19 protein-coding genes and 1 rRNA gene are annotated in these 16,179 nt (G+C 41.3%); 7 read left to right on the top strand and 13 right to left on the bottom strand.

The features are described 5' to 3' along the window. Nucleotide 1: 1 nt before the first annotated feature. Nucleotides 2–116: ribosomal RNA gene (gene rrf, locus FTT71_RS10790) — 5S ribosomal RNA — on the top strand. Nucleotides 117–254: 138 nt separating this feature from the next. On the opposite strand, the gene FTT71_RS10785 is transcribed toward rrf, so the two are convergent. The 5 genes from FTT71_RS10785 to rplM form a co-directional block, all read right to left on the bottom strand. Beyond that, entirely contained in the window at nucleotides 255–905 is a 651-nt protein-coding gene (locus tag FTT71_RS10785; RefSeq protein WP_180160944.1) for a hypothetical protein, read from the bottom strand. A 16-nt stretch (nucleotides 906–921) separates the two neighbouring features. Next, a complete protein-coding gene (locus FTT71_RS10780) occupies nucleotides 922–1,350 on the bottom strand; it encodes a ClpXP protease specificity-enhancing factor (protein ID WP_004972487.1) in 429 nt (142 codons plus the stop codon). Nucleotides 1,351–1,360: 10 nt separating this feature from the next. Continuing rightward, nucleotides 1,361–2,014: a glutathione S-transferase N-terminal domain-containing protein gene (locus tag FTT71_RS10775; RefSeq protein ID WP_180160943.1), complete on the bottom strand. Its 654-nt coding sequence runs from the start codon at nucleotides 2,012–2,014 to the stop codon at nucleotides 1,361–1,363. Nucleotides 2,015–2,264: 250 nt separating this feature from the next. Further along, complete coding sequence (rpsI, locus tag FTT71_RS10770) at nucleotides 2,265–2,651, bottom strand: 30S ribosomal protein S9 (RefSeq protein ID WP_004972483.1); 387 nt, start codon at nucleotides 2,649–2,651, stop codon at nucleotides 2,265–2,267. A 12-nt stretch (nucleotides 2,652–2,663) separates the two neighbouring features. Beyond that, nucleotides 2,664–3,092 carry a 50S ribosomal protein L13 gene (gene rplM, locus FTT71_RS10765; RefSeq protein WP_004909012.1) on the bottom strand — a complete coding sequence of 143 codons (429 nt, stop codon included), beginning with the start codon at nucleotides 3,090–3,092 and terminating at the stop codon, nucleotides 2,664–2,666. Between the two features lie 265 nt (nucleotides 3,093–3,357). Between rplM and FTT71_RS10760 the strand changes: the two genes are divergently transcribed. The 4 genes from FTT71_RS10760 to FTT71_RS10745 all read left to right on the top strand — a co-directional run bounded on the left by FTT71_RS10760 (nucleotide 3,358) and on the right by FTT71_RS10745 (nucleotide 6,479). After that, nucleotides 3,358–3,768, top strand: a complete 411-nt coding sequence (locus tag FTT71_RS10760) for a hypothetical protein (RefSeq protein WP_004972480.1) — start codon at nucleotides 3,358–3,360, stop codon at nucleotides 3,766–3,768. A gap of 62 nt (nucleotides 3,769–3,830) precedes the next feature. Continuing rightward, nucleotides 3,831–4,799 (top strand): 4-hydroxythreonine-4-phosphate dehydrogenase PdxA, encoded by a 969-nt coding sequence (pdxA, locus tag FTT71_RS10755; RefSeq protein ID WP_179989162.1) that lies wholly within the window; start codon nucleotides 3,831–3,833, stop codon nucleotides 4,797–4,799. Nucleotides 4,800–4,818: 19 nt separating this feature from the next. Continuing rightward, entirely contained in the window at nucleotides 4,819–5,631 is an 813-nt protein-coding gene (gene rsmA / locus FTT71_RS10750) for a 16S rRNA (adenine(1518)-N(6)/adenine(1519)-N(6))-dimethyltransferase RsmA (RefSeq protein ID WP_004972477.1), read from the top strand. Further along, nucleotides 5,631–6,479: a symmetrical bis(5'-nucleosyl)-tetraphosphatase gene (locus tag FTT71_RS10745; protein ID WP_096901578.1), complete on the top strand. Its 849-nt coding sequence runs from the start codon at nucleotides 5,631–5,633 to the stop codon at nucleotides 6,477–6,479. The genes rsmA and FTT71_RS10745 overlap by 1 nt, the downstream gene beginning before the upstream one ends. Nucleotides 6,480–6,562: 83 nt before the next feature. On the opposite strand, the gene FTT71_RS10740 is transcribed toward FTT71_RS10745, so the two are convergent. The 6 genes from FTT71_RS10740 to hflX all read right to left on the bottom strand — a co-directional run bounded on the left by FTT71_RS10740 (nucleotide 6,563) and on the right by hflX (nucleotide 10,732). Next, entirely contained in the window at nucleotides 6,563–7,015 is a 453-nt protein-coding gene (locus FTT71_RS10740) for a DUF2147 domain-containing protein (protein WP_004972473.1), read from the bottom strand. Between the two features lie 104 nt (nucleotides 7,016–7,119). Then, nucleotides 7,120–7,566, bottom strand: coding sequence for a DUF2147 domain-containing protein (locus tag FTT71_RS10735; RefSeq protein WP_004972472.1), 447 nt, complete (start codon nucleotides 7,564–7,566; stop codon nucleotides 7,120–7,122). 201 nt (nucleotides 7,567–7,767) lie between these two features. Next, nucleotides 7,768–8,214: a DUF2147 domain-containing protein gene (locus FTT71_RS10730; RefSeq protein ID WP_104853073.1), complete on the bottom strand. Its 447-nt coding sequence runs from the start codon at nucleotides 8,212–8,214 to the stop codon at nucleotides 7,768–7,770. Nucleotides 8,215–8,300: 86 nt separating this feature from the next. Further along, a complete protein-coding gene (locus FTT71_RS10725; RefSeq protein ID WP_004972468.1) occupies nucleotides 8,301–8,975 on the bottom strand; it encodes an LrgB family protein in 675 nt (224 codons plus the stop codon). 9 nt (nucleotides 8,976–8,984) lie between these two features. Continuing rightward, nucleotides 8,985–9,356: a hypothetical protein gene (locus tag FTT71_RS10720; RefSeq protein ID WP_004972466.1), complete on the bottom strand. Its 372-nt coding sequence runs from the start codon at nucleotides 9,354–9,356 to the stop codon at nucleotides 8,985–8,987. 35 nt (nucleotides 9,357–9,391) lie between these two features. Further along, on the bottom strand, nucleotides 9,392–10,732 hold the full coding sequence (gene hflX, locus FTT71_RS10715) for a ribosome rescue GTPase HflX (RefSeq protein WP_167845795.1): 1,341 nt from the start codon (nucleotides 10,730–10,732) through the stop codon (nucleotides 9,392–9,394). Between the two features lie 292 nt (nucleotides 10,733–11,024). Here hflX and FTT71_RS10710 point away from each other — a divergent pair, with 292 nt between their 5' ends. After that, complete coding sequence (locus FTT71_RS10710; RefSeq protein ID WP_096901584.1) at nucleotides 11,025–11,843, top strand: 1-acyl-sn-glycerol-3-phosphate acyltransferase; 819 nt, start codon at nucleotides 11,025–11,027, stop codon at nucleotides 11,841–11,843. A 97-nt stretch (nucleotides 11,844–11,940) separates the two neighbouring features. On the opposite strand, the gene FTT71_RS10705 is transcribed toward FTT71_RS10710, so the two are convergent. Then, nucleotides 11,941–13,551: a phospholipase D family protein gene (locus FTT71_RS10705; protein ID WP_225530245.1), complete on the bottom strand. Its 1,611-nt coding sequence runs from the start codon at nucleotides 13,549–13,551 to the stop codon at nucleotides 11,941–11,943. Nucleotides 13,552–13,727: 176 nt separating this feature from the next. Between FTT71_RS10705 and FTT71_RS10700 the strand changes: the two genes are divergently transcribed. Continuing rightward, nucleotides 13,728–14,738 (top strand): metallophosphoesterase, encoded by a 1,011-nt coding sequence (locus FTT71_RS10700; RefSeq protein WP_004972462.1) that lies wholly within the window; start codon nucleotides 13,728–13,730, stop codon nucleotides 14,736–14,738. A gap of 66 nt (nucleotides 14,739–14,804) precedes the next feature. On the opposite strand, the gene FTT71_RS10695 is transcribed toward FTT71_RS10700, so the two are convergent. Next, nucleotides 14,805–16,118 (bottom strand): MFS transporter, encoded by a 1,314-nt coding sequence (locus FTT71_RS10695; RefSeq protein WP_131260737.1) that lies wholly within the window; start codon nucleotides 16,116–16,118, stop codon nucleotides 14,805–14,807. Between the last annotated feature and the right edge of the window lie 61 nt (nucleotides 16,119–16,179).

The raw sequence follows: 16,179 nt of genomic DNA, 5'->3' as shown, positions 1-16,179 counted from the left end.
TGCTGGCGACCATAGCAAGAGTGAACCACCTGATCCCTTCCCGAACTCAGAAGTGAAACCTCTTCGCGCTGATGGTAGTGTGGGGTTACCCATGTGAGAGTAAGTCATCGCCAGCTCATTATTCAAACACCCTCAACAAATGTTGGGGGTGTTTTTTTATGTAGAAAAGAAAATATTAAAAACTATAAAAAGTGAAGGCAAAATAAAACCATCAGATGATGATGGTTTTATTACGGCTTAGATAGAAGATTGATTTAAGCGAATAATTGAGTAACGGAACACCATAGAATTGCTAAAATCGCAATCGCAACGATAGGTTCTAGTACTTTAGACCAAGTGGGTACAATTGCTTCTACAGGCTCAATATTTTGATGATCATCGTGGGTATGTTGTTGAACCATTTGATTAAACTCCTTAATTGATGCCTCTAATGATAGCTCTTCTTGAGGAATTGGTTTAGAACCTTTTAACTCTATTAGATCATTTGTTGACCAAACCCAATCATCCGCTTGACCAGATAAATGTTCAATTTGACCTAGCAATAATTCACCTAGACCTTTATTGCCAAAATTACCGGTTTGATCCAATTGCTTGAGCTCTGTGAGTTGTAAGGCTAAGACTTCACTAATATTCTGTTCAAGCTCAGTTTTGGAGAGAGGTGACTGATTGTGTGGAGATGTGGTGAGTCGACGTGCAATTTCCTGAATATATAATTCATCTTGATGATCAATTTCTTGATAAAGTTTTTGGTTGTCTTCTCGCCACAGACTGACCAGTTTGCCTAAGCTCAGCGCATTGATTTCTTGAATATATTGGTCGCGATCAACAGCATTATATTGTTTCAAAAGCGAGGGCTTTTGAAGTTTAATCTGCGCTGCAAAATATTGTACTAAATCAAAAGCCATTCACTACTCCATTGTTTTAATCTAATAATCTAAGGCTTGGTTTTTTCTTAGTTTGTTCGGTTTTTTCTTCAGTCTTTGATTCTAAAGCATCTTGATCATTTTGGATATGTGCATACTCACTTGGATCAAAGAATAAGCCTTGTCCATTCTCTCTTGCATAGATACCTACGACGGCATTCATAGGTACATATAAGTCGCGTGATACGCCACCAAAGCGTGCAGAGAAGGTGATTGCATCATTGCTCATGTGTAAGGCATGCACTGCATGTGGAACGATATTTAGGACAATCTGACCATCCTGAATAAATTGTTCAGGAACAAGCGTATTCGGCTGTGTAGCATCGACCAATAAATGTGGTGTGAGTTGGTTATCACAAATCCATTCATAAATTGCGCGGGCTAAATAAGGACGGGTTGGACTTAAATTGATTTCAGATTCAGACATAATATGCTCTTTAAGTATGAATTAAAAATTCTTGATAGCGATTTTTTTCTTGCAAAGTCATTGCTTGAGTGAAGGCAGGGCGTGAAAAAATCCGCTGATAATACAGGAAAATTGGACGACAGTGTTGTTGGGGTAATTCTATGCCCATGGCTTTTAGCCGTATAAATAAGGGTGCCAGCATGCAATCTAAAATACTGAAATTTTCTGACATGAAATAAGGATAATGCTGAAATAATGGTGTCAGTGAAATGAGTGTATCACGTAATTTTTTTTGTGCAGCGCGCTGTGTTGTGTAATCTAAGCTATCAGGATGACGTAGCATCTGATCGGCAAGTTTGAACCAGTCTTGTTCAAAGCGCCAAATATATTGTCTTTGTTCTGCACGTGGCATAGGTGCATCTGCATAGAGTTTATTTTGTCGATAACGATCATCCAGATATTCGGAAATAATCGCAGTATTAAAGAGTTTTAAATCGTTTTCTAGCAGCATTGGAAGTTGATTATACGGATTCAGGCTTGCAAGATCTTCATCTTCATAATCGACCAAAATCAGTTGATATTTGATTTGTTTTTCGGCCAGAACGTAACGAATCCAATGTGAGCGAAAGTCGTCCGCATGACTGTAGAGGGTAATGCCTTGTAAGGGTGCGTTCTCGACTGACATAATCCGAAATAAAACCAAATGAATAGAATAGGATACTAAACTTAGCCACTAAAATCACCCAGCAAAGCTGATAAAAGTGTATGAGATATTTGTTGATTGGTTTTCAATTTTTGGACTGTATTGAATTTTGATTTTTGGTGTATGTGAATCCGAATTGTTTATCTGGCTTAAAATGCTCAGCTCGTTGATTTGCATAAAAAAAAGCCTTGGAAAATCCAAGGCTTTTTTTGTGTCCGATTCGGTAAACGAATTAACGTTTAGAGAATTGTGGACGTTTACGAGCTTTACGTAAACCAAGTTTCTTACGTTCAACTTCACGAGCATCACGAGTAACGAAACCAGCTTGACGAAGAGCAGGTTTTAAAGTGTCGTCAGATGCGATCAATGCACGAGTAATACCGTGACGGATTGCACCAGCTTGACCACCAATACCACCACCAGCAACAGTGATGTAAAGGTCATATTTTTCAGTAGCTTCAAGAAGCTCTAATGGTTGACGTACGATCATACGAGCAGTTTCACGACCGAAATATTGCTCAAGAGTACGGTTGTTAATTACGAGTTTACCTGTACCAGCTGATAAGAAAACACGTGCAGTTGCGGTCTTACGGCGACCTGTACCATAGTTAGTAGCCATGTGCTGTATCCCTTAGATGTCCAAAACTTGTGGCTGTTGAGCTGTGTGAGGATGCTCAGCACCAGCGTACACTTTCATTTTCTTGATCATAGCATAACCAAGAGGACCTTTTGGCAACATGCCTTTTACAGCGCGTTGGAAGATTTCTTCTGGTTTGTGAGCAACTAATTTCTCGAAATTAGTTTCACGGATACCACCAGGGAAACCAGTGTGGCGATAGTATTTCTTGTCAAGTGATTTGTTACCAGTCACTTGAACTTGCTCAGCATTGATGACAACGATGTAGTCGCCAGTGTCAACGTGAGGAGTATAAGAAGTTTTGTGCTTACCGCGTAAACGACGAGCGATTTCTGTCGCAAGGCGACCTAGAGTTTTGCCAGAAGCATCAACAACGTACCAGTCGTGTTGAACTTCAGCTGGCTTAGCGCTGAGAGTTTTCATTAAACCACTACCTATTATAGTTGGTTTGGACTATGGAAGCTGTCCAAACAAAAAGGAGTCCGAATTCTACCTGAGAATGGGTAGAACTACAATGGAAAAGTCACATTTTAAGCGCTATATTTTATCAAGTTTGGTTATAAAAGCAAAATCACCTCTAGCGACCATTTAACGACAGTAAAAATCAGGTATTGATCTTCTTTATCTAGTGCTGTTTTAGCTTTTTCTGTATGGTCGCAGCTAATAATAATGATGAGGACGGATCACTATGTCTGATGATTTAGAACGCGTCGCTACAACGACAAAAGCATTAACGACAGAAGCATTAAAGCCGAAACCAAATAAACTGCTAAAATTTATAGCAGGTTTTTTCATCACATTAATTGCTCTGTATGAACTGGCATTTTTGTTGGTAGGTGCAGCTTATGGTACTGATGTATTTGCTTTTATCTTAATCTATTCTGTATTTATGCACATCACCTTGCTCCCTTTTATGCTATATGGCATCGGTGGCTTCATCATGTTGAGTCTATCTGATCAAAACTATCGAGCAGTCACTCAACAAGCGCCCAAAATACTATTTATAGGTTTGTTGTTATGTATGGTCGTGATTGGCATTTCGGAATGGGCGCATCAGATGGGCATCTTAGATAGCCGATTTAGATTAGATTGGAGATAAAACAATTTTGCTCAGGATGGCGCTATAATTCAGCTACACCTAGCTATAGTGGATGAAGCTGCATGCGCCCTTTATATGTCACCAGTGGTGAACCTGCAGGTATTGGACCTGATATTTGTCTAAGTCTGGCAGCTCGACAAGATGAGCGTCCAATTGTGGTATTGGCAGATCATCAATTATTACAACAACGCACCGAAATTCTAAAGCAACAAGTCGAATTGATTGAATATTCAGGTCAGCAACAGCCTGCAGCGCTTGGGCAGTTATATGTTGAGCATGTGCCTTTGGCTGTAGATGTTGAGTTGGGGCATTTAAATGCACAAAATGCAGCTTACGTTTTGGAGCAATTACGTCGCTCAGCTTCTTATGCAATGACAGGTAAGAGTGTGGGCGTGGCGACAGCACCCGTGCAAAAATCTATTATTAATGAAGCTGGTATTTCTTTTAGTGGGCACACTGAATATTATCAGGAGTTTGCAGGTGTTGCGCGTGTGGTGATGATGTTAGCCACCAAAACCTTACGCGTTGCCTTGACGACCACGCATTTACCTTTACGTGCCGTGGCAGATGCCATTACCAAAACACGTTTAGAACAAGTAATTGATATTTTGCTGCACGATCTAAAAAGCAAGTTTAAAATTGAACATCCTAAAGTATTGGTCTGTGGTTTGAACCCACATGCGGGCGAAGATGGGTATTTAGGCATGGAAGAAATTGAGGTGATTAATCCTGTGCTGCAAAATTACCGTAATCGCGGTGAAAATCTCAGTTTAAGTTTACCTGCAGATACTTTATTTACCCCAGAAAATTTAAAAGATGCCGATGCAGTTTTAGCGATGTATCACGATCAGGGTTTACCTGTGTTAAAATCTCAGGGCTTTGGTGAAGCAATCAATATTACTTTAGGCTTACCGTTTATTCGCACTTCAGTCGATCACGGCACAGCGCTCTCCCTCGCAGGTACGGGACTTGCGAAAAGTTCTAGCTTGCATGTTGCTGTCGATTTAGCGCTGGATTTAGCACGTTCATAATTTCAGCTTGGAAATCTTTATGTATCAAATTAATGCCCTAAACCCAAAAGATGAAGGGCATCAGGCTCGTAAACGCTTTGGTCAAAACTTTTTGCATGATCAACGCGTGATTGCCAAAATTGTCCGCTCAGTGAACCCACGTCCAGGCGATAATATTGTCGAGATTGGACCGGGTTTAGCGGCATTGACCTCACCTTTAATTGGTGAGTGTGATGCTTTGACTGTAGTGGAATTAGACCGTGATTTGGCCGCAGGCTTACCGGGACGTGTGCCACATCCTGAGCGTTTAACTATTGTAGAAAGTGATGCGCTGAAATATGACTTTACCGAGTTATTTCAGGAAGGGCGCCCGCTACGTGTGGTTGGAAACTTGCCGTATAACATTTCGACGCCGCTTTTGTTTCATCTCTTAGAGTTTGGTGACAAAGTTAAAGACATGCACTTTATGCTGCAAAAAGAAGTGGTAGATCGTATCACGGCTGAACCGAATACCAAAGAATATGGGCGTTTATCGGTGATGATGCAGTATTACTGTAAGCCAACCTTCTTGTTTGAAGTACCGCCTGGCGCATTTAATCCACCGCCTAAAGTGACTTCTGCAGTATTCCGTTTAGAGCCTTATGTGACTAAACCGATTATTGCCAAAGATGAAAAAGCATTGGCACGTTTGGTGGCGCATGTATTTACCCAACGTCGTAAAACATTGCGCAATAGCTTAAAAGGCATGTTGGCTGAAGATGCGTTTGAACGTGCAGGGGTAGACCCAATGGCACGTCCTGAAACTTTAAGTTTGAGTGCATTTGTCGCATTGGCAGATCAGATGGTGAATTAATGGCAGCAATTCGATACAACTATGTCATTGGTGATGTGCAGGGCTGCTTTGAAGCCTTAAAACTGTTATTAAAAGAAATACAGTTCGATCCCGATCAAGATTTTATTTGGTTTGCAGGCGATTTAGTCGCGCGGGGTGAAAACTCGGTAGGTGCTTTGCGTTTTATTAAAAAACTGGTAGATCGTGGCGTTGCAGCAACGGTGTTAGGCAATCACGATTTAACCTTGTTGGCAGGCGCACGTGGCTTAAAGAAAATCAAAGCACAAGACAACACTCGTGATGTGATTGATGCAATTGACAGTGATGATTTGATTGATTGGTTGCGTAAACAACCATTGTGTCTTTTTCCTAATGAAAACACCATTTTAACTCATGCAGGTATTCCACATATTTGGAATGCGGAACAAACCGCAGCTTTGGCAAAAGAAGTTGAGGCGGTGATTGGGCATGAGGACTTTGAGGTGGTGGATGCATTCTTAAAGGAAATGTATGGGGCAGAACCTGCAGTTTGGTCGGATGATTTAGAGGGGCATGCGCGTTTACGTTGTATTACCAACTATTTGACCCGTATGCGTTTAGCCAATGCACAGGGTGGTTTGGAATTCAGCTTTAAAGATGCCTTAGATGATCCGATGCCAGAAGGTTTTAAACCGTGGTTTGAATATCCATCTTTAGCTGCGCAAACACATCAAATCGTATTTGGTCATTGGGCAGCATTGCAGGGACAAACGGTAGCCGACAATATTCAAAATGTGGATGGCGGTTGTGTGTGGGGCAATCAGCTTGTGGCTTATCGTTTGGAAGATCAGCAATTGTTTGCAGTGGATAATCCGCTGGCAGAATGGTAATAACATTCATCTTTAAAATTTAAAAATGTGATGATGAAATGAAAATAGCCACCTATTGAGGTGGCTATTTTTTATCTTGAATTTTATTGAATTCGAATCCAAGTTTGACTGCGACCTAGTGTAGATACACCCATATAAGCACGTAAAGTTAAACGTTTACCTGTTGAGTTGAGGCGAATTTTTGCATCGTAAATACGACCTGCCAATGGATCAATTACGCGTCCTTTTTCGTAATTGTTGCTGTTTTTGACTTGTTGTAAGCCTTTTAAAATATCCATCCCTAAAATAGGTTGGTCGGTATAAGGCGCAGGGCATTTATTACAAAGTTCACGTGGGGTATAACCCGGACGCGGGGTTACTTTCACAATTTTACCCGTATAGGTTTGATTGGCTTCTTTACGAATTTCGATGACAGCTTTGGGTGAGCCTGTTTTATCATCAATTTGTTGCCAAGTTCCTGCTAAATCTTGTGCCATCGCCAAAGTGCTTAGACTGCCGAAGATGACGGCTATTCCTAAAGCCAATTTCTGAATCATTTTATTTCCCTTACTCGGTCTTTGCGGCTAGTCTAATCTGTGAATTAACGGACACAAAGTCCCGAGTATCCAGAAAAAATGACCGATGAGACACAATTACTCGCTTATTGTTGGCGAATCCACGTTTGTGTCCGACCAATGGCTGAAATTCCGACGTAACCACGTAAAGTGAGACGTTTATTATTAGATGCTAAACGACCTTTCAGGCTATACATTTTGCCTGTAAGTGGATCTAAAATACGCCCATCGGCATAGTTGTTATTTTCCACATGCTTTAAGCCACTAATAATTTCCAAACCGACCAAAGGTTTGTTGGTATAAGGTGCAGGGCAATTCACACACATAGTTTTTGGGGTATAGCCCGGTCTTGGTGTGACTTTGATAATTTTACCAGTAAAGCTGCCATTTTCAGCTTGGGTAATTTCAATCAGGGCTTTGGGTGAACCTGTTTTGTCATCAATACTTTGCCAGATACCTGTTAGGTCTGCAGCAAATGCTGAACCACTGAAGATTAAGCTTGCAAATACACCCATCAATACATTTTTCTTCATATCAGTTCCTTTGATTGTCGAAAGTTATTACAGAGGTTAATTCAAGATATAAAGCGAGTTGTGGTAAGAGTCAAGAGATTTGAGGAAATTTTTAATCTTAAACTTGCAGGGAAAATGCTGGAAAAGATGTGAAAAATGCCACGAACGTGTGGCATTTTAAGTGAAAAGTGAATTAATTAAGTTGATGGAATAACTTATAAATTAATCACTTTTAATCCAAGTTTGGCTGCGACCTAAAGCCGATACACCGACATAACCGCGCATGGTCAAACGCTTACCATTATTGCTCAATTTGGCTTTGGTGCTGTAAATATTGCCGCTTAAAGGGTCAATAATTTTCCCGCCTGTGAAATTGGAATTACCTGTATATTTTAAGCCAGTGAGTACATCCATACCTAAAATCGGTTGGTTGGTATAAGGCGCAGGGCAGTTGACACAGGTTTCTCTTGGTGTGTAACCTGGGCGTGGCGTCACTTTAACGATTTTAGCGGTATAGCTACCATTGCTTTCCTGACGAATTTCTAAAATGGCTTTAGATGAACCCGTTTTATCGTCAATGTTTTTCCAAGTTCCTGTAATATCTTGAGCCAGCGCAAAACTACCTAAGGCTGAGCAGATTAAGGCAACGGTGAGTTTCATCTTGACCATGTTCAATGTTCCTTCATTTCGCAAACTGGATATTTCATAATAAAAAGAAAGTGAAATGGTCACAATCTTTAAAAGTGATTGCTCAGTCACATTCTTTGTAAATACAGTATAAATGTTGGCAGCCAAACTGCGGTAAAGACTGCATTGACTGCCATGCCAAAGGCAGCATAACGTCCTGCAACACTGCCACGTTGCCATGCTTGAGCAGTACCAATGGCATGTGCAGCTAAGCCAAGTGCCAAACCTGAAGCACGTTCATCATTGATATGCCTTAAAATAAGTGGTGAAAAAGCAGCACCCACGACACCTGATAAAATTACAATTAATACTGCCAATTGAATCGGTGCTTCTAATAAGGTTGCGATATTAATCGCAATCGGCGTGGTCACTGCACGGGTGGCAAATGCCATAATATCGGCACTGGACATATGTAGCGCATAAGCAAGCCCCATCGGCAGCGCCACAGCACTAAGACTGGCAAAGAACAAAATACCTAAAATCGCTTTGAGGGGTAAATCGTCATAACGCATGGCTGCTAGAGGAATGGCGAGTGCAACTGTCACATAGCCCAATAATTGATTAAACAAAGGGTTGGTTTGTGCGACGTAAGTTTCGTATGGAATCCCGAAAAAATACAACAGTAGCAACACAAAACACATGCCAAAGACAATCACAGGGATTTGCGGGACTTTTTGGTTGCAAGGTTTTGCCAGTAAATATGCAACGAGAGTGATTAAAAAACCATATAGAATTGACAGCATTTTAATCTCCTAAAGCCAGCGTTTTGCCATTTTGGCATACAGCCAAAGCGGGATCAGCGTACTGATAAACAACACAATTAAGAAGATTGGAATTTGTTTGCCCATGTGCGTGAGCATAATTAATGAACCCGCGCTGATGGGTAAAAAGGCAAAGGCACTTTCTTTCATGATTTTGTTGTTGGTATCGACCAGACGAGCAGGAATTTTACTGAGTTTGCGCCATGTAAATAATACCGCCAGTAGGCTGAGCAAACCGACTAAATTGCCTAATTCTGGGTGATTAAATTGGGTCATGATCCATACAGAGGCTTCACGAAACACAATAATCAAAAGGAGTGTGCCGATCCATGCTGGCCAATCGATATGTTTTATCCTGCTCATTTTTGATCTTTCATTAAAATTTTACTTATCACGTTTTAACCGATCTGATCGTCAATTTCAAATGCTTCAAGCGGACGTTTAAATTGTTCTGCCTGTGCACCTAAAATTTCGTCTATCGGTAAATGTGCCTGTTTAATCAGTTGTTCCAGTTTATGTGGTGCCATGCTGACTTGTAGATGTAATTGACCTTCATCATCGTACTGTTCTGCCTGAATGACATTGAGCGCATACAGTTGATTGCGCAGTTTGCCATAAGCAGGTTGTAATTTAAGATCAAACTTTTGAATTTGCCCCATCAAACATTCATGTACGGCTTGTTTTAACAAGTCTAAACCTTGCCCTGAATGTGCCGATACATAGACACGGTCAGGTTGATGCGGTTTTTCATAGATAATTTTGGCTGTTTCGCCTGAGACATCAATTTTATTGTAAACCCGCAAAATAGGTACATCTGCGCCAATTTCTTTTAGCACACCTTCGACTGCTTCAATTTGTTCCAACACATCGGGGCTGCTTGAATCAATCACATGCAGCAATAAACTGGCTTCTAAGGTTTCTTCCAAAGTTGCTTTAAAAGATTCCACCAAAGAGTGAGATAGGTTTCTTACAAAGCCAACGGTGTCGGCCAATACCAGACGTCCGATGCCATCCCATTCTAAACGCCGTAAAGTAGGGTCAAGCGTAGCAAACAGTTGGTCAGCAGCATAGACATCACTTTGCGCCAAAATATTAAATAAGGTCGATTTGCCTGCGTTGGTATAACCGACCAATGAAACGGTAGGAATGGCGGCTTTTTGCCGAGCCACACGACCTTGTGCACGGGTTTGACGGACTTTATCGAGTTTGGTTTTTAGTTGTCCCATGCGAATACGCAATAAGCGTCGGTCAGTTTCAAGCAAGGTTTCCCCAGGACCACGTAAGCCGATACCGCCTTTTTGACTGTCTAAGTTGCTGCGACTACGCACCAAACGTGAAGATAAATGTTGTAATTGTGCCAATTCGACCTGTAATTTACCTTCGTAAGTGCGGGCGCGTTGAGCAAAAATATCTAAAATGAGTTCGGTACGGTCAACCACACGGCATTGCATCACTTTTTCTAAATTACGTGCCTGTGCAGGACTGAGTGCATGATCAAAAATGACCAAATTGGCGTCGTGTTCTTTGACCAATGCGGCAATTTCTTCGGCTTTGCCTGAGCCAATAAAGAGTTTGGCATCGGGTTTACTACGTTGAGTGTGGACGTGTTGTAAAACTTCTGCACCCGCAGATTCAGCCAAGAGCTGAAATTCTTCGGCATCTAGGTCTTCTAAAATTTGGACAGCGACACTGACCAGTACAACACGCTCGCCATCTTGAGGTGGCACAAAATTTTCCACTCAGCGCAATCTCCATGCTAAAGCTATATTCTAGTAGAAAAAATGTTTGTGCAGGGAAATAGATGATTGGATTTTTCCTGCGCCCTGATTTGATGCTATATCAACGTATGTAAACTCAATTATAAGGATGACCCCAATATAGAATTTATCTATTTAGATTTTGCCAAAAGTCGCATGTTTGCATGCAGGTTTCGGTTTTTATTATCAATGCAAGTTCAGATTGAACAGTATAGAATGAGCAAAATATAGACCTTTATACGTTGTTTTGCGTTTAACAATTAGTGATGACCCTATGAACCCAGCTGTTGAAACTCACACATCTCCAATTCATGGTTTTGCAAAGCTTGCTTTGTATAGCAAAAAAGTTCTGGCAACGGCTGGCGCGATTGGTGAAGGGTTTTATTTGGTCTATCGTCATCAATTGTATAAAGACACCAACAACCCGAACAATACGCGCTATGTGCAATATTTTTGCCGTCAATTGTGCAAAGTTTTTAATATTGAAGTGCAAATTCATGGTGAAATTCCGCATGACCCTGCGCTATGGGTCAGTAATCATATTTCGTGGTTAGATGTAGCGGTATTGGGTTCTAGTGCGCGGGTATTTTTTCTGGCCAAAGCTGAAATTGAAAAATGGCCGTTATTGGGTAAGTTAGCCAAAGGTGGGGGGACGCTATTTATTAAGCGTGGCTCTGGCGATTCAGTCAAAATTCGTGAACAAATCACGCAATTTTTAAAACAAGATATTCCTGTATTATTTTTTCCTGAAGCGACCACGTCAGATGGAAGCAAAATTAAAAAAGTGCATGGTCGTATTTTAGGGGCAGCAATTGAAGCCAAACGACCTGTGCAAATTTGTCTGATTTGTTATGTGAATCAGCAAGGTGAGTTAGATACTGTTGCGCCGTTTATTAATGACATGACCTTTGTTGATCATGTGAAAGATGTTTTGGAAATGCCGAAAGTGACAGCGCATTTAATGGCGTTACCTGCAATTGTGGTAGAAGGGCACGATATTGAATCTTTAACTGCTGTGGTACAGGAACGCATGACAGAAGGTTTGGCTGAGTTGCATCGTCAGGTATTAAAACCACAAGTGCTGACATCATAAAACATGCTTAGGCGCATCTTCATGTTAAAGATAGCCTAAGCACATCACATTTTTTTAAGAATAATGGTCATCATCCAACAGCTTCAATATTATGTTGCTACATAAAGCCTTCAATTGGCAGCCATGAGGTAATTTTCATTGCCGCACGTTGATACCATTTCATCCCTGGTTCTTTTTTTAGAATTTGAGTTTCGCCTTGTGGATTTTTCATCTGCCATTGAATGTTTTGTTGCGCATCTAAAACCAGTTTATAAGCATATTTGGATAAATTGACATCCATGGTCTGGTGAACTGCGCGAGCCAATGGTGGACTATTTAAAATTACTCCAATTTCAGTATTTAAATATGCCGAGCGTGGGTCAAAATTAAACGAACCAATAAATACCTGTTTTTCATCCAATGCCATGAGTTTGGCATGTAAACTAGAACGGCTTAAACCTTTCATACTGACTTTGGCTTTTTTGGAAATTTCGTGCGTATGTGTGTTTAGGTTTTCCATTTCAGGTCGCGCCAAAAACTCATACAGCTGCACGTTATTTGCCAATAAATCTTCTCGATATTTGGCGTAAAAAGCATGCACCACAGGAACATCGTTGGCTTTAAAGGAGTTGGTCAGTACGCGTACCTGAACGCCATCATCCGCCAAGTCTTTTAGTTTTTCTGCCCCCGATTGTTCAGGGACAAAATACGCAGAAATAATATCGACACTACTGCTTGGCTTCTCTAAATGCGTCAGCAATTGAAAGTTGAGATGTTCTTCTTTTGAGGCGCGGTCTTTAATTTTACTCGGCGCATCTTTGACCACTTCAGCACTGACCCAATCGAACTTAATACTACGCGTCATCCACTGTTCAATCGCTTTAGAACGAGTCACCAAATCTAAATAATTTTGTACGGTGGCTTCTTGATCGTGCTGTTCTAATTGCTGTTTTAAGCTTTCATAACGCAAGGTGTAATGTTGTGGATTGACCAATTGCTTGACTGAATAAGCATAGTCATCATTCCAGTATTCATCAAAAGAGTGAATAATTTCATCCGAAGCCGAGCCGACTAACATCACATCGACATCAGAAAATTGATAATTGTCGCTGACGTTATAGTATTGATTGCTCATATTGCGCCCACCAATCAGAGAAATTTGGTTATCGGCAATAAAGCTTTTGTTGTGCATACGACGGTTAATACGCTTCAAATCCAAAATCATGTCCATGGCACGATAATGTCGAAAGCGATATGGATTATACAGTTTGATGTCGATGTTGACGTGTTGATCGAGCGCGAGATAAATGCCTTCCATTTTTTTGGCATTGTTATCATCGACCAATAAGCGGACTTTCACCCCACGATCTGCCGCACGAATAATGGCGTGTAGTGCAAGCGCGCCAATTTTATCGTTATCCCAAATATAATATTGTAAATCTAAAGATTTTTCTGCTTTATTAATCAGATAGATACGTGCTGCTAGGGCTTCGAGCGGATCATACAGGACATGATAACCCGTAAGCTGCGGATATTTTTCGCGTAGCGGCAGTACAATTTTGGCCAAACTGGTTTGATCGGTTGGGGTTTCAAACGCCATCTGGATCGGATGTTCAATTTGTTTGGGCAGCGTGCTACAGCCTGAGAGTGTCAAAACGAAGGCGCAACTCAGCCACAAGACGTTGTGCCGAATATTTTGAAATGGAGCGGATGAGCTGCGGTTTGCCAAATTAAATTCCTTTTTAGCACGAGGAGCAAATAAGTTAAAAATAGGGTTTGAGTATAATTGTCAGCTATGAAAAGATAAATATGACAATACAGATATATGACGTGTGTGGGTTAAATGCGACATCTGGGTTTAGCGCAGCATTGAATAGCAGAAGTATGAAGTAATAGAGAATAAATATGTGGGATAACGATTCAGTCGTGTTGTATTTCTATATGGGTATGGCAATTTTGGCGCTGTGGGCAGTTTCGCAAGCATGGCGCAGTCAGGCCAATACAGAAACCATTCACCCGTTTAAGGCCTTTGTGCATTTGTTGGCATTTTATTTGTCTTACCTGTTGCCGCCTTTGGTTTTTTTTAGTGTCTATGCGGGTATTCAGGGCTATTACTCCATCCACGAAGCGATTTTTGTATTTTTAGTCAGTGCTGTGTTGAGCTATGCGCGTTTTATTGAACCGCATTTGATTCAAGTCAAAACTACCAAATATCAAATTCATGCAGATCGCCGTTTATTAAAGCCTGTCAAAATTGCTTTAATTGCAGATTTACATATTGGCTTGTTTTCTGGGCATGAGCGTCAATTGAAGCAAATTGTGAAAAAACTCAATTTGCAAAACCCCGATATTGTCGTTGTAGCAGGCGACTGGACTTATGAGCCTGAAAATAAATTGGTCGAAGAATTGGCGGTATTAAAAGAAATTTGTGCGCCTGTATATTCGGTAAATGGTAATCATGATGAGCAGTATCCTGGCCCGCCCATTCAAGAGCTGTTAAAAACGGCTTTAGAACAAAATAACGTGATTGATATTGAAGGTAGAATTGTCGAGTTTGATGAGTTTCGTTTGCTCGGTATTGGCGATTTATGGGCAGGTAAAACCGACATGCGCTATATGCCCGATTTACCTCAGGATAAGCCGTGGGTGTTGTTATCACATAACCCCGATACAGTGGATATGGTGCCAAAATTGCCGACACGTCCGTTGATGTTGGCAGGACATACCCATGGTGGGCAGGTTGAACTGCCGTGGCTGACCGATTATGTGATGAAAAAAGTATCTATTTTAGGGCATAAAAAGGGGTTATATCGCCATGATCATGCCGATGTATTTGTGACTGTAGGGACAGGAATGGTCGGTGTTCCTTTTCGTTTTGGTGTGCCGCCCACGATTGATATTATTGAATTATTGTAAGCACCGTCACCATCGCCTACATGAAAAAAACCAGCCGAGGCTGGTTTTTTGATGCAATTTTTGCGCTTAAATTTGATTGTTTACATCATCATGCTTGGTTTCTCGAATCATTAAAAATGCGATTAAAGACAAGATGGATGCTGCACTTAAATAATAACCAACTGCAGCCAAGCCATAAGTGGTGGCAAGTTTGGTGGCAATGAGTGGGGCAAACGATGCGCCAAAAATACCCGCCAAGTTAAAGGTGAGTGCGGAGCCTGTATAGCGTACAGATGTTGGGAAAATTTCAGACAATACTGTACCAATGGGCCCGTAAGTAAGTCCCATAATTGCCAAGCCAATACACAGGAAAATAAATACAATCCACGTGCTGCCTGAAGCAAGCATATCGGCAAAAAATAAGCCAAAAATTGCAGAGATGATGCACACTGCGATAGAGGTGGTTTTACGTCCAAATTTTTCGGCTAAAACGGCTGAGAGGGGAATAAAAGCAGCAAAACACAATGTGGCTAGTAGTTGAAGTTTTAAGAATTCTTCACGTGAATAACCCAGTTGTTTGGTGCCCCATTGCAAGGCAAATACCGTAGTCAGATAAAACACCACAAAGGTACAAATTGCAGCGATTGTACCGAGCACTAACATTTTAGCGTGTTTTTTAAAGACCTGAATAAATGGCACATTGACTTCTTTTTGTTTATTCAACACTTTTTGGAAGGCAGGCGTTTCATGCAGTTTTAAGCGAATCCATAAACCGACAATCACCAATAAGGCACTCGAAATAAACGGGATGCGCCAGCCCCATGTCATAAAGTCTTGCTCAGACATCAGCGCACCTAAAATAAGGAATGAACCTGTGGCAAGAATAAAACCAATCGGAGCGCCCAATTGTGGGAACATGCCATACCAAGCACGTTTACCTTCAGGGGCATTTTCTGTGGCTAACAGTACTGCTCCCGACCATTCACCGCCCAAGCCTAAACCTTGCCCTAAGCGACACAACGCCAACAGTAATGGCGCGATAATCCCAATTTGTGCATACGTCGGCAGTAAACCAATACAGACTGTAGAAATTCCCATGGTCAATAATGCCGCGACCAAAGTGGCTTTGCGTCCAATCCGATCTCCTAAATGTCCAAATAAAGCTGCGCCAATTGGACGGGCGATAAAGGCAATTGCAAAGGTGGCGAGAGATTGAATGGTTGCAGTCATTGGGTCAGTACTGATCGGAAAGAACAGATACGGGAAAATAATGACTGCCGCAGTGGCGTAGATATAAAAGTCAAAAAACTCGATGGTGGTACCGACCAAGCTTGCAGTCAGTACTCGAAATTTAGAATTTTGAGTCGGCTGTTCAGCGGCAGCAGTAGATGAAGATGCCATACAGGACCTTATGTAAAGTGAATTTTAAATGAAAGTGCAATTTGGCACAGACCGCACTGGC

This window comes from Acinetobacter sp. YH01004 (assembly GCF_013420455.1).
GTDB classification, from domain to species: Bacteria; Pseudomonadota; Gammaproteobacteria; order Pseudomonadales; family Moraxellaceae; genus Acinetobacter; species Acinetobacter towneri.
Note: the sequence above shows the minus strand (reverse complement) of the source record. Positions and strands in the feature narration are given on the sequence as shown.